Source organism: Streptomyces sp. NPDC018833 (genome assembly GCF_044390825.1).
GTDB lineage: Bacteria > Actinomycetota > Actinomycetes > Streptomycetales > Streptomycetaceae > Streptomyces.
Genome location: NZ_JBIRZM010000009.1, coordinates 93,412 through 108,733, shown reverse-complemented (window position 1 = coordinate 108,733; position 15,322 = coordinate 93,412). Strand labels below are relative to the sequence as shown.

The 15,322-nt window shown below is 69.9% G+C and carries 12 protein-coding genes; 3 read left to right on the top strand and 9 right to left on the bottom strand.

Annotated elements, in window-relative coordinates:
- Positions 1-93 precede the first annotated feature (93 nt).
- Together ACH5AF_RS19605 and ACH5AF_RS19600 are read right to left on the bottom strand one after the other, a co-directional pair.
- Complete coding sequence (locus tag ACH5AF_RS19605) at positions 94-1,317, bottom strand: outer membrane lipoprotein carrier protein LolA (RefSeq protein WP_398902894.1); 1,224 nt, start codon at positions 1,315-1,317, stop codon at positions 94-96.
- Positions 1,318-1,601: 284 nt separating this feature from the next.
- Positions 1,602-2,612 (bottom strand): polyprenyl synthetase family protein, encoded by a 1,011-nt coding sequence (locus tag ACH5AF_RS19600; RefSeq protein WP_398902893.1) that lies wholly within the window; start codon positions 2,610-2,612, stop codon positions 1,602-1,604.
- Between the two features lie 220 nt (positions 2,613-2,832).
- On the opposite strand from ACH5AF_RS19600, the gene ACH5AF_RS19595 reads away from it, so the two are divergent.
- The 3 genes from ACH5AF_RS19595 to ACH5AF_RS19585 all read left to right on the top strand — a co-directional run bounded on the left by ACH5AF_RS19595 (position 2,833) and on the right by ACH5AF_RS19585 (position 6,924).
- Entirely contained in the window at positions 2,833-4,797 is a 1,965-nt protein-coding gene (locus ACH5AF_RS19595) for a CocE/NonD family hydrolase (protein WP_398902892.1), read from the top strand.
- Positions 4,798-4,911: 114 nt separating this feature from the next.
- A complete protein-coding gene (fahA, locus tag ACH5AF_RS19590) occupies positions 4,912-6,138 on the top strand; it encodes a fumarylacetoacetase (protein WP_398902891.1) in 1,227 nt (408 codons plus the stop codon).
- A 177-nt stretch (positions 6,139-6,315) separates the two neighbouring features.
- The gene (locus ACH5AF_RS19585; protein ID WP_398903033.1) at positions 6,316-6,924 is read left to right on the top strand and encodes a Uma2 family endonuclease; all 609 of its coding nucleotides are present in this window, start codon (positions 6,316-6,318) and stop codon (positions 6,922-6,924) included.
- A gap of 70 nt (positions 6,925-6,994) precedes the next feature.
- On the opposite strand, the gene nuoN is transcribed toward ACH5AF_RS19585, so the two are convergent.
- From nuoN to nuoH, 7 genes are read right to left on the bottom strand one after another with little or no spacing between them, the layout of a single operon-like run.
- The gene (gene nuoN, locus ACH5AF_RS19580) at positions 6,995-8,650 is read right to left on the bottom strand and encodes an NADH-quinone oxidoreductase subunit NuoN (RefSeq protein WP_398902890.1); all 1,656 of its coding nucleotides are present in this window, start codon (positions 8,648-8,650) and stop codon (positions 6,995-6,997) included.
- On the bottom strand, positions 8,647-10,236 hold the full coding sequence (locus ACH5AF_RS19575) for an NADH-quinone oxidoreductase subunit M (protein WP_398902889.1): 1,590 nt from the start codon (positions 10,234-10,236) through the stop codon (positions 8,647-8,649). The genes nuoN and ACH5AF_RS19575 overlap by 4 nt, the downstream gene beginning before the upstream one ends.
- 5 nt (positions 10,237-10,241) lie before the next feature.
- Positions 10,242-12,185 (bottom strand): NADH-quinone oxidoreductase subunit L, encoded by a 1,944-nt coding sequence (gene nuoL, locus ACH5AF_RS19570; protein ID WP_398902888.1) that lies wholly within the window; start codon positions 12,183-12,185, stop codon positions 10,242-10,244.
- A 15-nt stretch (positions 12,186-12,200) separates the two neighbouring features.
- Positions 12,201-12,500 (bottom strand): NADH-quinone oxidoreductase subunit NuoK, encoded by a 300-nt coding sequence (gene nuoK, locus ACH5AF_RS19565; protein ID WP_398902887.1) that lies wholly within the window; start codon positions 12,498-12,500, stop codon positions 12,201-12,203.
- Positions 12,497-13,336, bottom strand: a complete 840-nt coding sequence (locus ACH5AF_RS19560) for an NADH-quinone oxidoreductase subunit J (RefSeq protein WP_398902886.1) — start codon at positions 13,334-13,336, stop codon at positions 12,497-12,499. Before ACH5AF_RS19560 ends, nuoK begins: the two co-directional genes overlap by 4 nt.
- Positions 13,333-13,995 (bottom strand): NADH-quinone oxidoreductase subunit NuoI, encoded by a 663-nt coding sequence (nuoI, locus tag ACH5AF_RS19555; protein ID WP_398902885.1) that lies wholly within the window; start codon positions 13,993-13,995, stop codon positions 13,333-13,335. The genes ACH5AF_RS19560 and nuoI overlap by 4 nt, the downstream gene beginning before the upstream one ends.
- A complete protein-coding gene (gene nuoH, locus ACH5AF_RS19550; RefSeq protein ID WP_398903032.1) occupies positions 13,958-15,322 on the bottom strand; it encodes an NADH-quinone oxidoreductase subunit NuoH in 1,365 nt (454 codons plus the stop codon). The genes nuoI and nuoH overlap by 38 nt, the downstream gene beginning before the upstream one ends.

The window sequence follows — 15,322 nt, the reverse complement described above, 5'->3', positions numbered from 1 at the left end:
GGCCGGAGAAGCGAGGCCCCGCGCCGACGTCCTCGCCGGTGGCAGGCACCCCGCCGTACGCGGCGTACGGCGGGGCTCACCACTCCCTTCGGTTCAGCTGTCCTCGTTGGCGGCCTTCACCAGGGCGTCCTTGGTGACCGCGCCGACGTAGACCGTGCCGTCGTCCGTCATCAGGGCGTTCACCAGGCGGGTGCTGAAGACCGTGCCCGAGCCGAACTTGCCGGTGACCTTGTCGCCGAGCGCGTCCATGAACTGCTGGGCCTCGGCCGGGACATCGCCCTTCTCCGGAGCCTTGGCGTCCGCTCCGCCGGGTGCCTCGATTTTGGCGATGGACGTCCAGCCCTCACCGATGACCTGCGGTCCGGCGAAGTGCTCCAGGCCGCCCTCGAACTCCTCGCGGGCGTGCTTCTCGCCCACCGTCTCGTCGGCCTTGTCCTCCGTCACCTTCGCCCCCTTGGGCGGGGTGAAGTCGAAGGTCGACGCGGCGGGCCGGGAGAAGTCGACCTTGGTGAAGCCCGCGTCGACAACGGCCTTGCCGCCGCTGCTCGGCGTCAGGGTGAACTTCAGCGGAGTGCCGGTCCTCGCGTCCACCGCGATGGTGACCGCACCGACCGTCGAGCCCTTCTGCTCCGGCTTGACGACCAACTTGTACGCGTCCCGGCCGGCCACCTTGGCGGTGCCGCCGACGGTGATCGACGTGGTGCCCTCCGAGGCCTTCAGCACCTCGTCCGCGAGTACCTTCGGCGTGGCCGGCAGGTCCTCGGGACGCTTCTCCTGCTCACCGGAGCCCCTGCGCGTGCCGTTGCCCTCGGCGTGGAATACCTCGTTCGAGGCGCTGTCGTAGCCCCACATCTCGTCACCGTTGCGGATGAGACTGTACTCGTCCGAGTCCTTCAGGACGGAGATCTTCTGCCGGTCGGGACCGTCGGCGGCGATCCGCAGCGTGTGTGTGCCCGACGCGAGTTCGGCCAGCTGGGCCTGCGGGTCGGCGGAGGATCCCGCGCCGCCCTCGCCGCCGGCCGCTCCCGCCAGGGAGCCGCCCAGCGCGTCGAGCGCGGGGAGCCCGAGGTCGGTGGTGATCTTCACGGTGCCGGAGAGCTGCTCGGTGTCGGACGCGGCGATCTTCTCGATCAGCTCCTGCGCGGTGATCTTCGGCAGATCGGGGTCACCGGAGTCGGCGAGCGCCGGGACGAGCCCGATGGTCCCCGCCGCGACCCCGGCCACCACGAAGGGGACGAGATAGCGGGAGGCCTTGCGGCGCCCCACGGCGAGGCCCTCGGCCTCATCGGTGGAGTGTGCGCTGTCGTTCGGTGCCATGGTGTGCCCTACCTCCGTGGTTGGCCGTGTGGTCATCACCATCTGACCAAAACGGCCGGGCGGAAGCGTCAACCCGCGGGCGCAAAACCGTGTACCCCTCCGGTATGACACCGCCGGCCCCCAAGTCCCCCGACCCGTAGGGGTCGAGGGAACCGGACGGCGGGGGTAGAGGGCTGGACGACAAGGGGCGAGCAGGCGTCGAGGAAACCCGACCACAGGGGTCGGGAGCCGGACGGCAGGGGTCGAGGAAACCGGACCGCACCGGGTCCAGGAGTCCGGGCCCGTCAGCCGGCGCGGTGGACCACCGCGTCGCACAGCTCCTCGAGCGCCGCCTTCGCGAAGCAGTCGGGCAGCGGGCCCAGCATTGCCCGCGCCTCCTCGGCGTAGCGGACGGAGTCCTGCCGGGCCTGCTCCAGCGCCGGGTGCTCGCGCAGCCGGCGCAGCACCTCTGCGTGCCGCTCGTCGTCGCTGAGGTCGCCGTCGAGCAGGGCGAGGAGCTCCAGGTCCTCGGGACGGCCGTGCGCCTCGGCCGCGGCCCGCAGGTGCAGCACCGGCAGCGTCGGGATGCCCTCGCGCAGGTCGGTGCCGGGCGACTTGCCGGACTCGTGCGAGTCGGAAGCGATGTCGAGGACGTCGTCGGCGAGCTGGAAGGCGACGCCGAGCCGCTCTCCGTACTGGGTGAGGACGTCGACGACGCGCTCGTCGGCGCCGGACATCATCGCGCCGAAGCGGCAGGACACGGCGACCAGCGAGCCGGTCTTGCCGGCCAGCACGTCGAGGTAGTGCTCCACCGGGTCGCGGCCGTCGCGCGGGCCCGCCGTCTCCAGGATCTGCCCGGTGACCAGCCGCTCGAACGCCTCCGCCTGGATGCGCACGGCCTCCGGGCCGAGGTCGGCCAGGATGTGCGAGGCGCGGGCGAACAGGAAGTCGCCGGTGAGGACGGCCACGGAGTTGCCCCAGCGGGTGTTCGCGCTGGGCACGCCGCGCCGCACGTCGGCCTCGTCCATCACGTCGTCGTGGTACAGCGTCGCGAGGTGGGTGAGCTCGACGACGACGGCCGAGGGCACGACACCCGGCGCATGCGGGTCGCCGAACTGGGCGGTCAGCATCACGAGCAGCGGGCGGAAACGCTTCCCGCCGGCCCGTACGAGGTGCTGCGCGGCCTCCGTGATGAACGGAACCTCGCTCTTGGTGGCATCGAGCAGGCCCGCCTCGACAGCCGACAATCCGGTCTGGACATCGGCCTCAAGAGCCTGGTCCCGCACGCTCAGCCCGAACGGCCCGACGACGGTCACGAGGGGGTCTCCTGTCTGCTGACGATCACACGGATTGTCGATGTGTCGCTGGATTCACTCAAGTCAGCGTATCCGGTCGCCTTTCGATCACCATGAGCGCCTTCCCGCCACCCCCGGTATGTTCGTGATCAGCCGCAATGACCTGGAACAGGGGCATTCGCCCGTACCCGTGATGGTCCCCGCCGACCCCTCGGCGGGGCCGCGCCACCGAGGTTCAGCCATGCGTATCCGCACAGACTTCCCGTTCGAGACGGCTCACGAGGACGTCCGCGTCCGCCTGCCCGACGGCATCGCGCTGTACGCGCGGATGTGGCGGCCGGTGACGGACGAGCCCGTGCCCGCCCTGCTCGAGTACGCCGCGGACCGGCTCAGCGACGCGACGGTTGTCCGCGACGGCGAGCGCCACCCGTGGTACGCGGGCCACGGCTACGCCTCCGTCCGGGTCGATGTGCGCGGACACGGGAACAGCGAGGGGGCGCCGGGCGGCGAGAGCGACGCGGCCGAGCTCGCGGACGGTGTCGCGGTGGTCGAGTGGCTGGCCGGGCAGCCGTGGTGCACCGGCCGGGTCGGCATGATCGGCATCGGCCCGGCCGGCCGGACCGCGCTGCAGATCGCGGCGCTCGCACCGCCGCCGCTGCGGGCCGTGGTCGCGGTGTGCGCGAGCGACGACCCGTACGAGACCGACGGGCCCTTCCTGGGCGGATCGCTCACCTGCCGGTCGCTGCACTCACGCTCCGCCGCCCGGCTCGCGCAGGCCGCCCGGCCGCCGGACCCGCTGCACACCGGCGACGCGTGGCGCACCATGTGGCTGCGCCGGCTGGAGGCGATCCGGCCCGCCGTTCCCGACTGGTCGGAGCATCCGCTGCGCGACGTGTACTGGCGGAGCGCCGGGATCCGCGACGACACCGACGCGGTGCGGGCGGCGGTACTGGCGGTGAGCGGTCTGCACGACCCCGCCCGCGACACCGTGCTGCGGCTCGTGGAGCAACTGCCGGCGGACCGGGTCCGTGGACTGCTCGGTCCGTGGCCGCGCCAGTACCCGGACCGGGACCCCGAGCGGGGGATCGGCTTCCTGCAGGAGACGCTGCGCTGGTGGGACCAGTGGCTGAGGGACCGGGACACGGGCGTGCTGGCCGAGCCCCTGCTGCGCTGCCGGCTCGGGCCGTCCGCACCGGGTCCTGGCCGGTGGACCGGGGACGACGTCTGGCCGTCGCCGCACGTCACCGTCGTTCCGCACACACCGGCCGGCGACCCCGTGCCGGTGCGCTCCCCGCAGCACACGGGGACGGACGCGGGCGGGCCGTGCCCGGTGGGCCACCCCGCCGACCTGCCGCCCGACCAGCGGGAGGAGGACGCCCGGTCGGTCTGCTTCGATTTCCCGGTCGGCGGCACACCGGTCGTCGTTCTCGGACGGCCACGGGTCACCCTGTGGTTGCGCCTGGAGGCACCGCACGGACACGTGGTGGCCCGGCTCTGCGACATCGCACCGGACGGCGCCTCCACACTCGTCACCCGCGGTGCCCTGGACCTCGCCGCGCCGGCGGGCCGTCGGCGGGCGCTCGCGTGGCGCCCCGGCACGGCGGAGGACGTGTCCTTCGACCTGTCGCTCGCCGGGCACACCTTCGCGCCTGGCCACCGCATCCGGCTCGCGGTCTCCTCGGCGTACTGGCCGTGGCTCTGGCCGGATCCGGAGGCGGCGGGCTTCACCCTCGACCCGGCGGGCTCGCGCCTCGACCTGCCGGTCCGCGAACCGACCGGCGTGAGCGGCGTGTTCGCGGAACCCGAGCACAGTGAGCCGGCCGCGGTCGCGGTCCCGCAGACCCTCGACGGCGACCCTCCGCGCCTGCTGCTCACCCGTGACGTGACGGCCGGGCTCTGGACCCTCGACGCGACGCCCCACAGCGGCGGCACCCATGTGCACCCGGACGGCCTCGAACACACGGAGGAGGCCCACGAGACGTACGCGATCCAGCAGGACGATCCGCTCTCCGCCCTGGCGGAGACCACCTGGTGGATCCGCCTCCACCGGCCGGAACTCGGCTGGGACGTCCGCATCGAGGCCCGCTCGGCCGCCGCCTGCGACGTGACCGGCTTCACGGCAACGGACGAACTGGTGTGCCGCGACGGCGACGAGATCGTGTTCCACCGCACCTGGGAGAAGCACGTGCCGCGCCCGGCGCGCTGATGGCGCGACGGCCCGCGCCGCAGTGCGCGGGGCGTGATCCATTGGGCCCTGCCGCGGCGGGCGGGCGGGGACGTAACGTGTCACCCACACCCGTGGAAAGCGAGGCAGGCACCGATGTCCGAGCAGAGCCCGCTCGATCTGGCCGAGGGCGATCCCTTCGGCCCGCACAACCTCCCCTACGGCGTCTTCAGCACGGCCGACGAGCCGGAGCGCCGCAGGCTCGGCGTCCGGATCGGTGGGCATGTGCTCGACGCCGGGGCCGCCGCCATCGTGCTCGGCTCCCCGTACGCCGAGGTGCTGGCGCAGCCGAGCCTCAACCCGCTGCTCGCCGCCGGGCGCACCGCCTGGCGCGACGTGCGGCGCGCCCTGACCGCATGGGTCACCGTCCCCGCGCACCGTCCCGACATCGAGCCGCTGCTCCACCCCGTGGACGCGGTGACGATGCATCTGCCGTACGAGGTCGCGGACTACGTCGACTTCTACGCGAGCGAGCACCACGCCACCAACGTCGGAAAGATCTTCCGGCCCGACGGCGACGCGCTCACCCCCAACTGGAAGCACCTGCCGATCGGCTACCACGGCAGGTCGGGCACCGTCGTCGTCTCCGGTACGGACGTCGTCCGGCCGTCCGGGCAGCGCAAGGCACCGGCGGACGCGACACCCGTCTTCGGCCCGTCCGTGAAGCTCGACATCGAGGCCGAGGTCGGTTTCCTCGTCGGCACGCCGTCCGAGCACGGCAGGCCGGTCCCGCTCGATGGCTTCCGCGAGCACGTCTTCGGCCTCTTCCTGCTGAACGACTGGTCCGCGCGCGACATCCAGGCGTGGGAGTACGTGCCGCTCGGCCCGTTCCTCGGCAAGTCCTTCGCCACCTCGGTGGCCGCCTGGGTCACCCCGCTGGAGGCGCTGGAGGCGGCCAGGATCACGCCGCCCGCACGGGACTTCCCGCTGCTGCCGTATCTCGACGACTCGGCCGAGGAGGAGCCCGGCGGCTTCGACCTGCACATCTCGGTCGCGCTCAACGGCCATGTGGTGGCCGAGCCGCCGTTCGCCACGATGTACTGGACGGCCGCGCAGCAGCTCGCCCATATGACGGTCAACGGCGCATCGCTGCGTACGGGCGACCTGTACGGCTCCGGCACCGTCAGCGGCCCCGAGGTGAACCAGCGCGGCTCGCTGCTGGAACTCACCTGGAACGGCCGCGACGCGATCGAATTCCCCGATGGCAAGCGCACGTTCCTCGAGGACGGCGACGTGGTGACGATGACGGCCTGGGCCCCCGGCCCGGACGGCGTGCGTGTCGGACTGGGCGAGGTCACGGGCCGGATCGCGCCCTCGGCCTGACGCCGGCCGCCGCCGCGGTGAGGGCCCGGTGCCCCCGACGGGGTACCGGGCCATGCGGCCCCCTGCACGGCCGGCCGGGTCAACACGACGGATTCGTTCACACGTGCGTGGGGCGTTGATCCCTTTCCGCCCAATACGCTGGACAGACCCGCGAGACTCCGTCCCATGGGAGCACTGATGAGCGTGGAACCGACGGCAAAGAAGGCCGACTGGCCGGTCCCGCCCGTGGGCGGCTGGATCGCCGACGACCTGGACAGGCTTCCCAACCTGCCTCCCCACACGGAGCTGATCGACGGGAGCCTCGTCTTCGTGAGTCCGCAGACCCTTTTCCACTCGCGCGCGGTGAGTTTCTTCGAGTGGCAGCTGCAGTCGCTGGCGCCCGATGACTTCGAGGTGGTCCGCGAGTTCACCATCGACGTCGACCGGCAGAACCGACCGGGGCCCGATGTGATCGTCGTGCCCGAGCACGTGGTCCAGGACCCGGGGCAGACCCGGTTCCCGGCGGAGACCGTGCGGCTCGCCATCGAGGTCGTCTCCGAGGAGTCGGTGTCCCGGGACCGGGAGACCAAGCCGCTGAAGTACGCACGCGCGGGCATTCCCGCCTACTGGCGCGTGGAGAACGACAACGGCCGCGCCGTCGTCTACGTCTTCGAGCTGGAGCCGAACACCGGCCAGTACACCCCCACGGGGATCTTCCGGGACCGGCTCAAAGCGGATGTCCCGTTCCCCGTCGACCTGGATCTGACCGCGATCACCACGAAGCGCTCCCGGCCACGCCCGGAGTGACCGCCGCCTCACGGCGAAGGTCCGGCCTCTCCCCCGAGGAGACGCCGGACCTTCGCCGTGAGGCGGGACGTCAGCGTACGAACACCCCCGCCTGGCTCGCCAGGTCCAGGAAGTACTGCGGTGCCACGCCGAGCACCAGCGTGACCGCCACGCCGACCGCGATCGTCGTCGTGGTCAGCGGCGAGGGCACGGCGACCGTCGGGCCCTCGGGCTTCGGCTCGCTGAAGAACATCAGCACGATGACCCGGATGTAGAAGAACGCCGCGATCGCCGACGAGATCACACCCACCACGACCAGCGCCCCCGCGCCGCCCTCCGCCGCCGCCTTGAAGACCGCGAACTTGCCGGCGAAGCCCGACGTCAGCGGGATGCCGGCGAAGGCGAGGAGGAACACCGCGAAGACCGCCGCCACGAGCGGCGAACGCCGCCCGAGGCCCGCCCACTTGGACAGGTGCGTCGCCTCGCCGCCCGCGTCCCGGACGAGGGTGACGACCGCGAACGCGCCGATCGTCACGAAGGAGTAAGCGAGCAGGTAGAAGAGGACGGACGAGATGCCGTCGGGCGTCGTGGCGATCACACCGGCGAGGATGAAGCCGGCGTGCGCGATCGACGAGTACGCCAGGAGCCGCTTGATGTCGGTCTGAGTGATCGCGACGATCGCGCCGCCCAGCATCGTCACGATGGCGATGGCCCACATGACCGGCCGCCAGTCCCAGTTCAGGCCCGGCAGGACCACGTACAGCAGCCGCAGCAGCGCGCCGAACGCGGCGACCTTGGTGGCCGCGGCCATGAAGCCGGTCACCGGGGTCGGCGCGCCCTGGTAGACGTCCGGCGTCCACATGTGGAACGGCACCGCGCCGACCTTGAACAGCAGGCCCATGAGGATCATCGCGCCGCCGATGAGCAGCAGCGCGTCGTTGCCCATGGTGTCGGCGAGCGCCGGGTCGATGGTGCGGATGCTGCCGTCGACGACATCGGCGATGCGGGCGTACGACACGGAGCCCGCGTAGCCGTAGAGGAGGGCGATGCCGAAGAGCAGGAACGCGGAGGAGAACGCGCCGAGCAGGAAGTACTTCACGGCCGCTTCCTGCGACATGAGCCGCTTGCGGCGGGCCAGCGCGCACAGGAGGTACAGCGGGAGGGAGAAGACCTCCAGCGCGATGAACAGCGTCAGCAGATCGTTGGCGGCCGGGAAGACCAGCATGCCGGTGATCGCGAACAGGACGATCGGGAACACCTCGGTGGTGGTGAACCCGGCCTTGACCGCGGCCTTCTCGTGGTCGCTGCCGGGTACCGCTGCGGCCTCGGCGGCGAACGAGTCGATCCGGCTGCCGTGCAGTGCCGGGTCGAGGCGGCGTTCGGCGAAGGTGAACACGGCGACCAGCGACGCCAGCAGGATGGTGCCCTGCAGGAACAGCGCGGGGCCGTCGACGGCGATCGCGCCCATGGCGGCGATGTGCGCCTTGGTGGTGCCGTATCCGCCGGCGGCGAGCCCGACGACCGCCGCGAAGGCGGCCGCGAGCGCGACGACGGTCAGGAACACCTGTGTGTGGTAACGGGCCTTGCGCGGGACGAAGGCCTCCACAAGCACACCCAGAATGGCCGCGCCAACGATGATCAGCACGGGTGCGAGCTGGGCGTACTCGATGTGCGGCGCGGGGATCTTGCCGAGCGGCTCGACCTCCGCCGCCGTTGTCCACAGGCTGTGGACAGCTGTAGCGCTCACTTGGCCGCCTCCACCTCGGGCCGGGGGTCCTGCTTCTGTACGTCGGACATCGTGTGCTCCACTGCCGGGTTGACGATGTCCGTCAGCGGCTTCGGGAAGACGCCGAGGAAGAGCAGCAGCGCGATCAGCGGTGCGACGACCACCAGTTCGCGCGCCTTGAGGTCCGGCAGGGCACTGACTTCCGCCTTGACCGGACCGGTCATCGTGCGCTGGTAGAGCACGAGGGTGTAGAGCGCGGCGAGCACGATGCCGAAGGTCGCGATGATCCCGGCCACCGGATACGCGGCGAACGTGCCGACCAGGACCAGGAACTCACTGACGAACGGAGCCAGCCCGGGCAGCGACAGGGTGGCGAGGCCGCCGATCAGGAACGTGCCCGCGAGCACCGGGGCGACCTTCTGCACCCCGCCGTAGTCGGCGATGAGCCGCGAACCGCGCCGCGAGATCAGGAAGCCCGCCACCAGCATCAGCGCGGCGGTCGAGATACCGTGGTTGACCATGTACAGCGTCGCGCCCGACTGGCCCTGGCTGGTCATCGCGAAGATGCCCAGGACGATGAAGCCGAAGTGCGAGATCGACGCGTACGCCACCAGGCGCTTGATGTCCCGCTGGCCGACCGCGAGCAGGGCGCCGTAGACGATGCTGATCAGCGCCAGTGTGATGATCACCGGTGTTGCCCACTTCGACGCCTCCGGGAAGAGCTGGAGACAGAAGCGCAGCATCGCGAAGGTGCCGACCTTGTCGACGACTGCCGTGATCAGCACGGCGACCGGGGCGGTCGCCTCGCCCATCGCGTTGGGCAGCCAGGTGTGCAGCGGCCACAGCGGGGCCTTCACCGCGAAGGCGAAGAAGAAGCCGAGGAACAGCAGCCGCTCGGTGGTGGTCGCCATCTCCAGCTGACCGGACGCCCTGGCCTCGGCGATCTCGGAGAGCGAGAAGCTGCCCGCGACCACGTACAGACCGATGACGGCGGCCAGCATGATCAGTCCGCCGACCAGGTTGTACAGCAGGAACTTCACCGCCGCGTACGACCGCTGGGCAGCCGCGTGCTCGTCCGTGCCCGCGTGGGCGCGGTCGCCGAAGCCGCCGATGAGGAAGTACATCGGGATGAGCATGGCTTCGAACAGGATGTAGAAGAGGAAGACGTCGGTGGCCTCGAAGGAGAGGATCACCATCGCCTCGACCATCAGGATCAGCGCGAAGAAGCCCTGGGTGGGCCGCCACCTCTTGCTGCCGGTCTCCTGCACGTCGGCGTCGTTCCAGCCGGCGAGGATCACGAACGGGATCAGCAGGGCGGTCAGCGCGATGAGCGCGACACCGATGCCGTCCACGCCCAGCTCGTAGCGGACGCCGAAGTCCTTGATCCAGGCGTGCGATTCGGCGAGCTGGTAGCGGTCGCCGCCGGGCTCGAACCGGACGAGCACGATCGCCGCGAGCACCAGAGTGCCCAAGGAGACGAGCAGGGCCAGCCACTTGGCGGCCGTCCGGCGCACGGCGGGCACGGCCGCCGTGGCGATCGCACCGAGCGCCGGGAGCACGGCCGTTGCCGTCAGCAGAGGAAAGCCTGCGTTCACTACTTCGGACATACCGATCAGACCGCCCTCATCAGCAGGGTCGCGGCGATCAGGATCGCCGTACCGCCGAACATCGAGACCGCGTAGCTGCGGGCGTAGCCGTTCTGCAGCTTGCGCAGTCGGCCGGAGAGCCCGCCGAACGTGGCCGCCGTGCCGTTGACCACGCCGTCGACCAGGGTGTGGTCGACGTAGACCAGCGAACGTGTGAGGTGCTCACCGCCTCGGACCAGGACCACATGGTTGAAGTCGTCCTGAAGCAGGTCGCGGCGAGCGGCGCGGGTGAGCAGGGAGCCGCGCGGGGCCGTGACGGGGACCGGACGCCGCCCGTAGATCAGATACGCCAGTCCCGCGCCGAGCAGCAGCACGACGATCGTCGAGGTCGTGATGGCCGGGACGCTGATGACGGGGTGCGGGTGCTCGAACTGCGTGACCGGCTCCAGCCAGTGGACGAAGGACTCGTTTAGGCTGAACAGGCCGCCCGCGAAGACCGACCCGAAGGCGAGCACGATCATCGGGATCGTCATCGACTTGGGCGACTCGTGCGGGTGCGGCATCTCCCCGGGACGCACTTCGACGCCCGGCTCGACGCTGGGCACCTTGTCCGGGTCGGGAGCGGGCTGCCAGCGCTTCTCGCCGAAGAAGGTCATGATCATCACGCGGGTCATGTAGAACGCGGTGATGCCGGCACCCAGCAGCGCCACGCCGCCGAAGATCCAGCCGCGGATCCCGTCGTCGTACGCGAACGCCGCCTCGATGATCTTGTCCTTGGACCAGAAGCCCGACAGGCCCGGGAAGCCGATGATGGCCAGATAGCCGAGGCCGAAGGTGACGAAGGTGACCGGCATGTACTTCCGCAGGCCGCCGTACTTGCGCATGTCCACCTCGTCGTTCATGCCGTGCATGACCGAACCGGCACCGAGGAACAGCCCGGCCTTGAAGAAGCCGTGCGTGACCAGGTGCATGATCGCGAAGGCGTATCCGATGGGGCCGAGACCGGCCGCCAGGATCATGTAGCCGATCTGCGACATGGTCGAGCCGGCCAGCGCCTTCTTGATGTCGTCCTTGGCGCAACCGACGATCGCACCGAAGAGGAGCGTGACCGCGCCGACGATCACGACCGCCAGCTGGGCGTCGGGCGCGGCGTTGAAGACGGCACCGGAGCGGACGATCAGGTAGACGCCGGCAGTCACCATGGTGGCCGCGTGGATCAGGGCCGAGACCGGGGTCGGGCCCTCCATCGCGTCCCCGAGCCAGGACTGCAGCGGCACCTGGGCGGACTTGCCGCACGCGGCGAGCAGCAGCATCAGGCCGATGGCCGTCAGCATGCCCTCGGACGTCTCACCCGTCGCCTGAAGCACCGGCCCGAAGGCGAAGGTGCCGAAGGTGGTGAACATCAACATGATCGCGATCGACAGGCCCATGTCGCCCACGCGGTTGACCAGGAAGGCCTTCTTCGCCGCGGTGGCCGCGCTGGGCTTGTGCTGCCAGAACCCGATGAGCAGGTACGAGGCGAGACCGACACCCTCCCAGCCGACGTACAGCAGGAGGTAGTTGTCGGCGAGGACCAGCAGCAGCATGGCCGCGAGGAACAGGTTCAGATAGCCGAAGAAGCGGCGGCGGCGCTCGTCGTGCTCCATGTACCCGACGGAGTAGAGGTGGATCAGGGTGCCCACACCGGTGATCAGCAGTACGAAGGTCATCGACAGCTGGTCGAGCTGGAAGGCGATGTCCGCCTGGAACCCTTCGACGGGGACCCAGCTGAACAGCCTGCTGTGCAGGGCGCGTTCGTCCGCTTCCTTGCCGAGCATGTCGGCGAAGAGCACGGTGCCGATGGCGAAGGACGTGGCCGCGAGCAGGGTGCCCAGCCAGTGGCCGGTGCGGTCGAGCCGACGGCCGCCGCACAGCAGCAACGCCGCTCCGAGCAGGGGCGCCGCGACGAGCAGCGCAATGAGGTTCTCCACGATTCGTCCGTCCCCTTACAGCTTCATCAGGCTGGCGTCGTCGACCGAGGCCGAGTGGCGGGAACGGAACACCGCCACGATGATCGCGAGTCCGACCACGACCTCCGCTGCGGCGACGACCATCGTGAAGAACGCGATGATCTGGCCGTCGAGATTGCCGTGCATCCGGGAGAAGGTGACGAACGCGAGGTTGCAGGCGTTCAGCATCAGCTCGACGCACATGAAGACCACGATCGCGTTCCGCCGGATCAGCACGCCGGCCGCGCCGATGGTGAACAACAGCGCTGCCAGATACAGATAGTTGACCGGATTCACCGTGTGGCCTCCTGTCCGTCCCGGTCGTGCTCGTCCTTGTCGCGGCCGAGGCGCTCCTCGGCGCGCTGTTCGAGCGCCTTGAGATCGCCCAGCGCGTCGCTCGACACATCGCGGACCTGGCCGCGCTCGACCAGCGTCTTGCTGACGGTGAGCTCGGACGTGGTGCCGTCGGGCAGCAGACCGGGGATGTCCACCGCGTTGTGCCGGGCATAGACGCCGGGCGCGGGCAGGGGCGGCAGCTGCTTGCCTTCCCGTACGCGCTGCTCGGACAGCTCCCGCTGGGTCCTCGCCCGCTCGGTGCGCTCGCGGTGCGTGAGGACCATCGCGCCGACGGCGGCCGTGATCAGCAGGGCGCCGGTGATCTCGAAGGCGAAGACGTACTTGGTGAAGATCAGGGCGGCAAGGCCCTCGACGTTGCCGCCGTTCGCGGTGTTGGCGACGCCCAGTCCGTTGAAGTTCTCCAGTGAGGCATGGCCGATGCCGGCGATCAGCAGGATGCCGAAGCCGAGTCCGCAGGCGGCGGCCAGCCAGCGCTGCCCCTTCAGCGTCTCCTTCAGCGAGTCGGCCGCCGTGACACCGACCAGCATGACGACGAAGAGGAACAGCATCATGATCGCGCCGGTGTAGACGATGATCTGGACGACGCCGAGGAAGTACGCCCCGTTGGCGAGGTAGAAGACCGCCAGGACGATCATGGTCCCGGCGAGGCTGAGCGCGCTGTGCACGGCCCGCTTCATCAGGATCGTGCCGAGGGCCCCGACGACCGCGATGGTGCCGAGCACCCAGAACTGGACGGCCTCGCCCGTGGAGGTGGCGGAGGCTGCGAGCAGGTTCATGCCCCGATCACCTTCTTCGAGGCCGGTTCGCTCTCGCCGAACGTCGACTCGGCCTCCTGGACGTTCTCGCCCTTGGAGTGGGCCACCTGCTGGACCGTGCCGGGCGCGGCCTCCGTGATCAGCCCCCGGTAGTAGTCCTGTTCGTCCATGCCGGGGTAGATGGCGTGCGGGCTGTCGACCATGCCCTCCTCCAGACCGGCGAGCAGCTGCTCCTTGGTGAAGATGAGGTTCGCCCGGCTGCTGTCGGCCAGCTCGAACTCGTTGGTCATCGTCAGCGCGCGGGTGGGGCAGGCCTCGATGCACAGTCCGCAGAAAATGCACCGGGCGTAGTTGATCTGGTAGACGCGGCCGTACCGCTCGCCCGGGGAGTAGCGCTCCTCGTCGGTGTTGTCCGCGCCCTCCACGTAGATCGCGTCGGCCGGACAGGCCCAGGCGCACAGCTCGCAACCGACGCACTTCTCGAGTCCGTCCGGATGGCGGTTGAGCTGGTGCCTGCCGTGGAAGCGCGGCGCCGTGACCTTCTGCTGCTCCGGATACTGCTCGGTCAGCCGCTTCTTGAACATGGCCTTGAAGGTCACGCCGAAGCCGGCGACCGGATTCTGGAACGTGCTCTCGGATTCCTCAGACACCGTCAGCCTCCTTTCCGTCCCGAGGACCATCACTGTCGGTTTGCGATCCGCCGCTGGCGATCAGTTCACGGTCGCGGCGGGGGCGCCTGCGCGGCACCGGCGGCAACTCCTGTCCGGGCAGCGGCGGTACGGGGAATCCGCCCGCCATCGGGTCGAACGGACCGGGCTTGGCAGCCCGGGCCTCCTCCTCCTTGTCCTTCTTGCCGCGGAAGACGTCGGCGACGAAGGACAGGAGCAGGACCGCGATCACCGCGCCGGCGACGTACAGCACGATCTGCTGGAAGTCGTAGTTCTCGTTCCGCAGCGCCCGCACGGTCGCGACCAGCATCAGCCAGACGACGGAGACCGGGATCAGGACCTTCCAGCCGAGCTTCATCAGCTGGTCGTAGCGCACCCGCGGAAGCGTGCCGCGCAGCCAGATGAAGAAGAAGAGGAGGAGCTGGACCTTGACGACGAACCAGAGCATCGGCCACCAGCCGTGGTTCGCGCCCTCCCAGAAGGCGGAGATCGGGTACGGCGCCCGCCAGCCGCCGAGGAACAGGGTGACCGAGACGGCGGCGACGGTGACCATGTTGACGTACTCGGCCAGCATGAACATCGCGAACTTGATGGAGCTGTACTCGGTGTTGAAGCCGCCGACGAGGTCGCCCTCGGACTCCGGCATGTCGAACGGCGCCCGGTTGGTCTCACCGACCATCGTGACGACATAGATGATGAAGGAGACCGGCAGCAGCAGGATGTACCAGCGGTCCGCCTGGGCCTCCACGATCGCCGACGTCGACATCGACCCGGAGTAGAGGAAGACGGAGGCGAACGCCGCGCCCATCGCGATCTCGTACGAGATCATCTGCGCGCAGGAACGCAGTCCGCCGAGCAGCGGATACGTCGAGCCGGACGACCAGCCGGCGAGCACGATGCCGTAGATGCCGATCGAGGCGACCGCGAGGATGTAGAGCATCGCGATCGGCAGGTCGGTGAGCTGCATCGTGGTGCGGTGGCCGAAGATGGAGACCTCGTTGCCGGCCGGGCCGAACGGGATCACGGCGATCGCCATGAAGGCCGGGATCGCGGCGACAATCGGCGCAAGGATGTAGACCACCTTGTCCGCGCGCTTGACGATCACGTCTTCCTTGAGCATCAGCTTGACACCGTCGGCGAGCGACTGGAGAAGTCCCCAGGGGCCGTGCCGGTTGGGGCCGATGCGCAACTGCATCCAGGCGACGACCTTGCGCTCCCACACGATGGAGAAGAGCACGGTCACCATCAGGAACGCGAAGCAGAACACGGCCTTGACGACGACGAGCCACCAGGGGTCCCGCCCGAACATGGACAGGTCCTCAAGGGCCAGGCTGGTCAT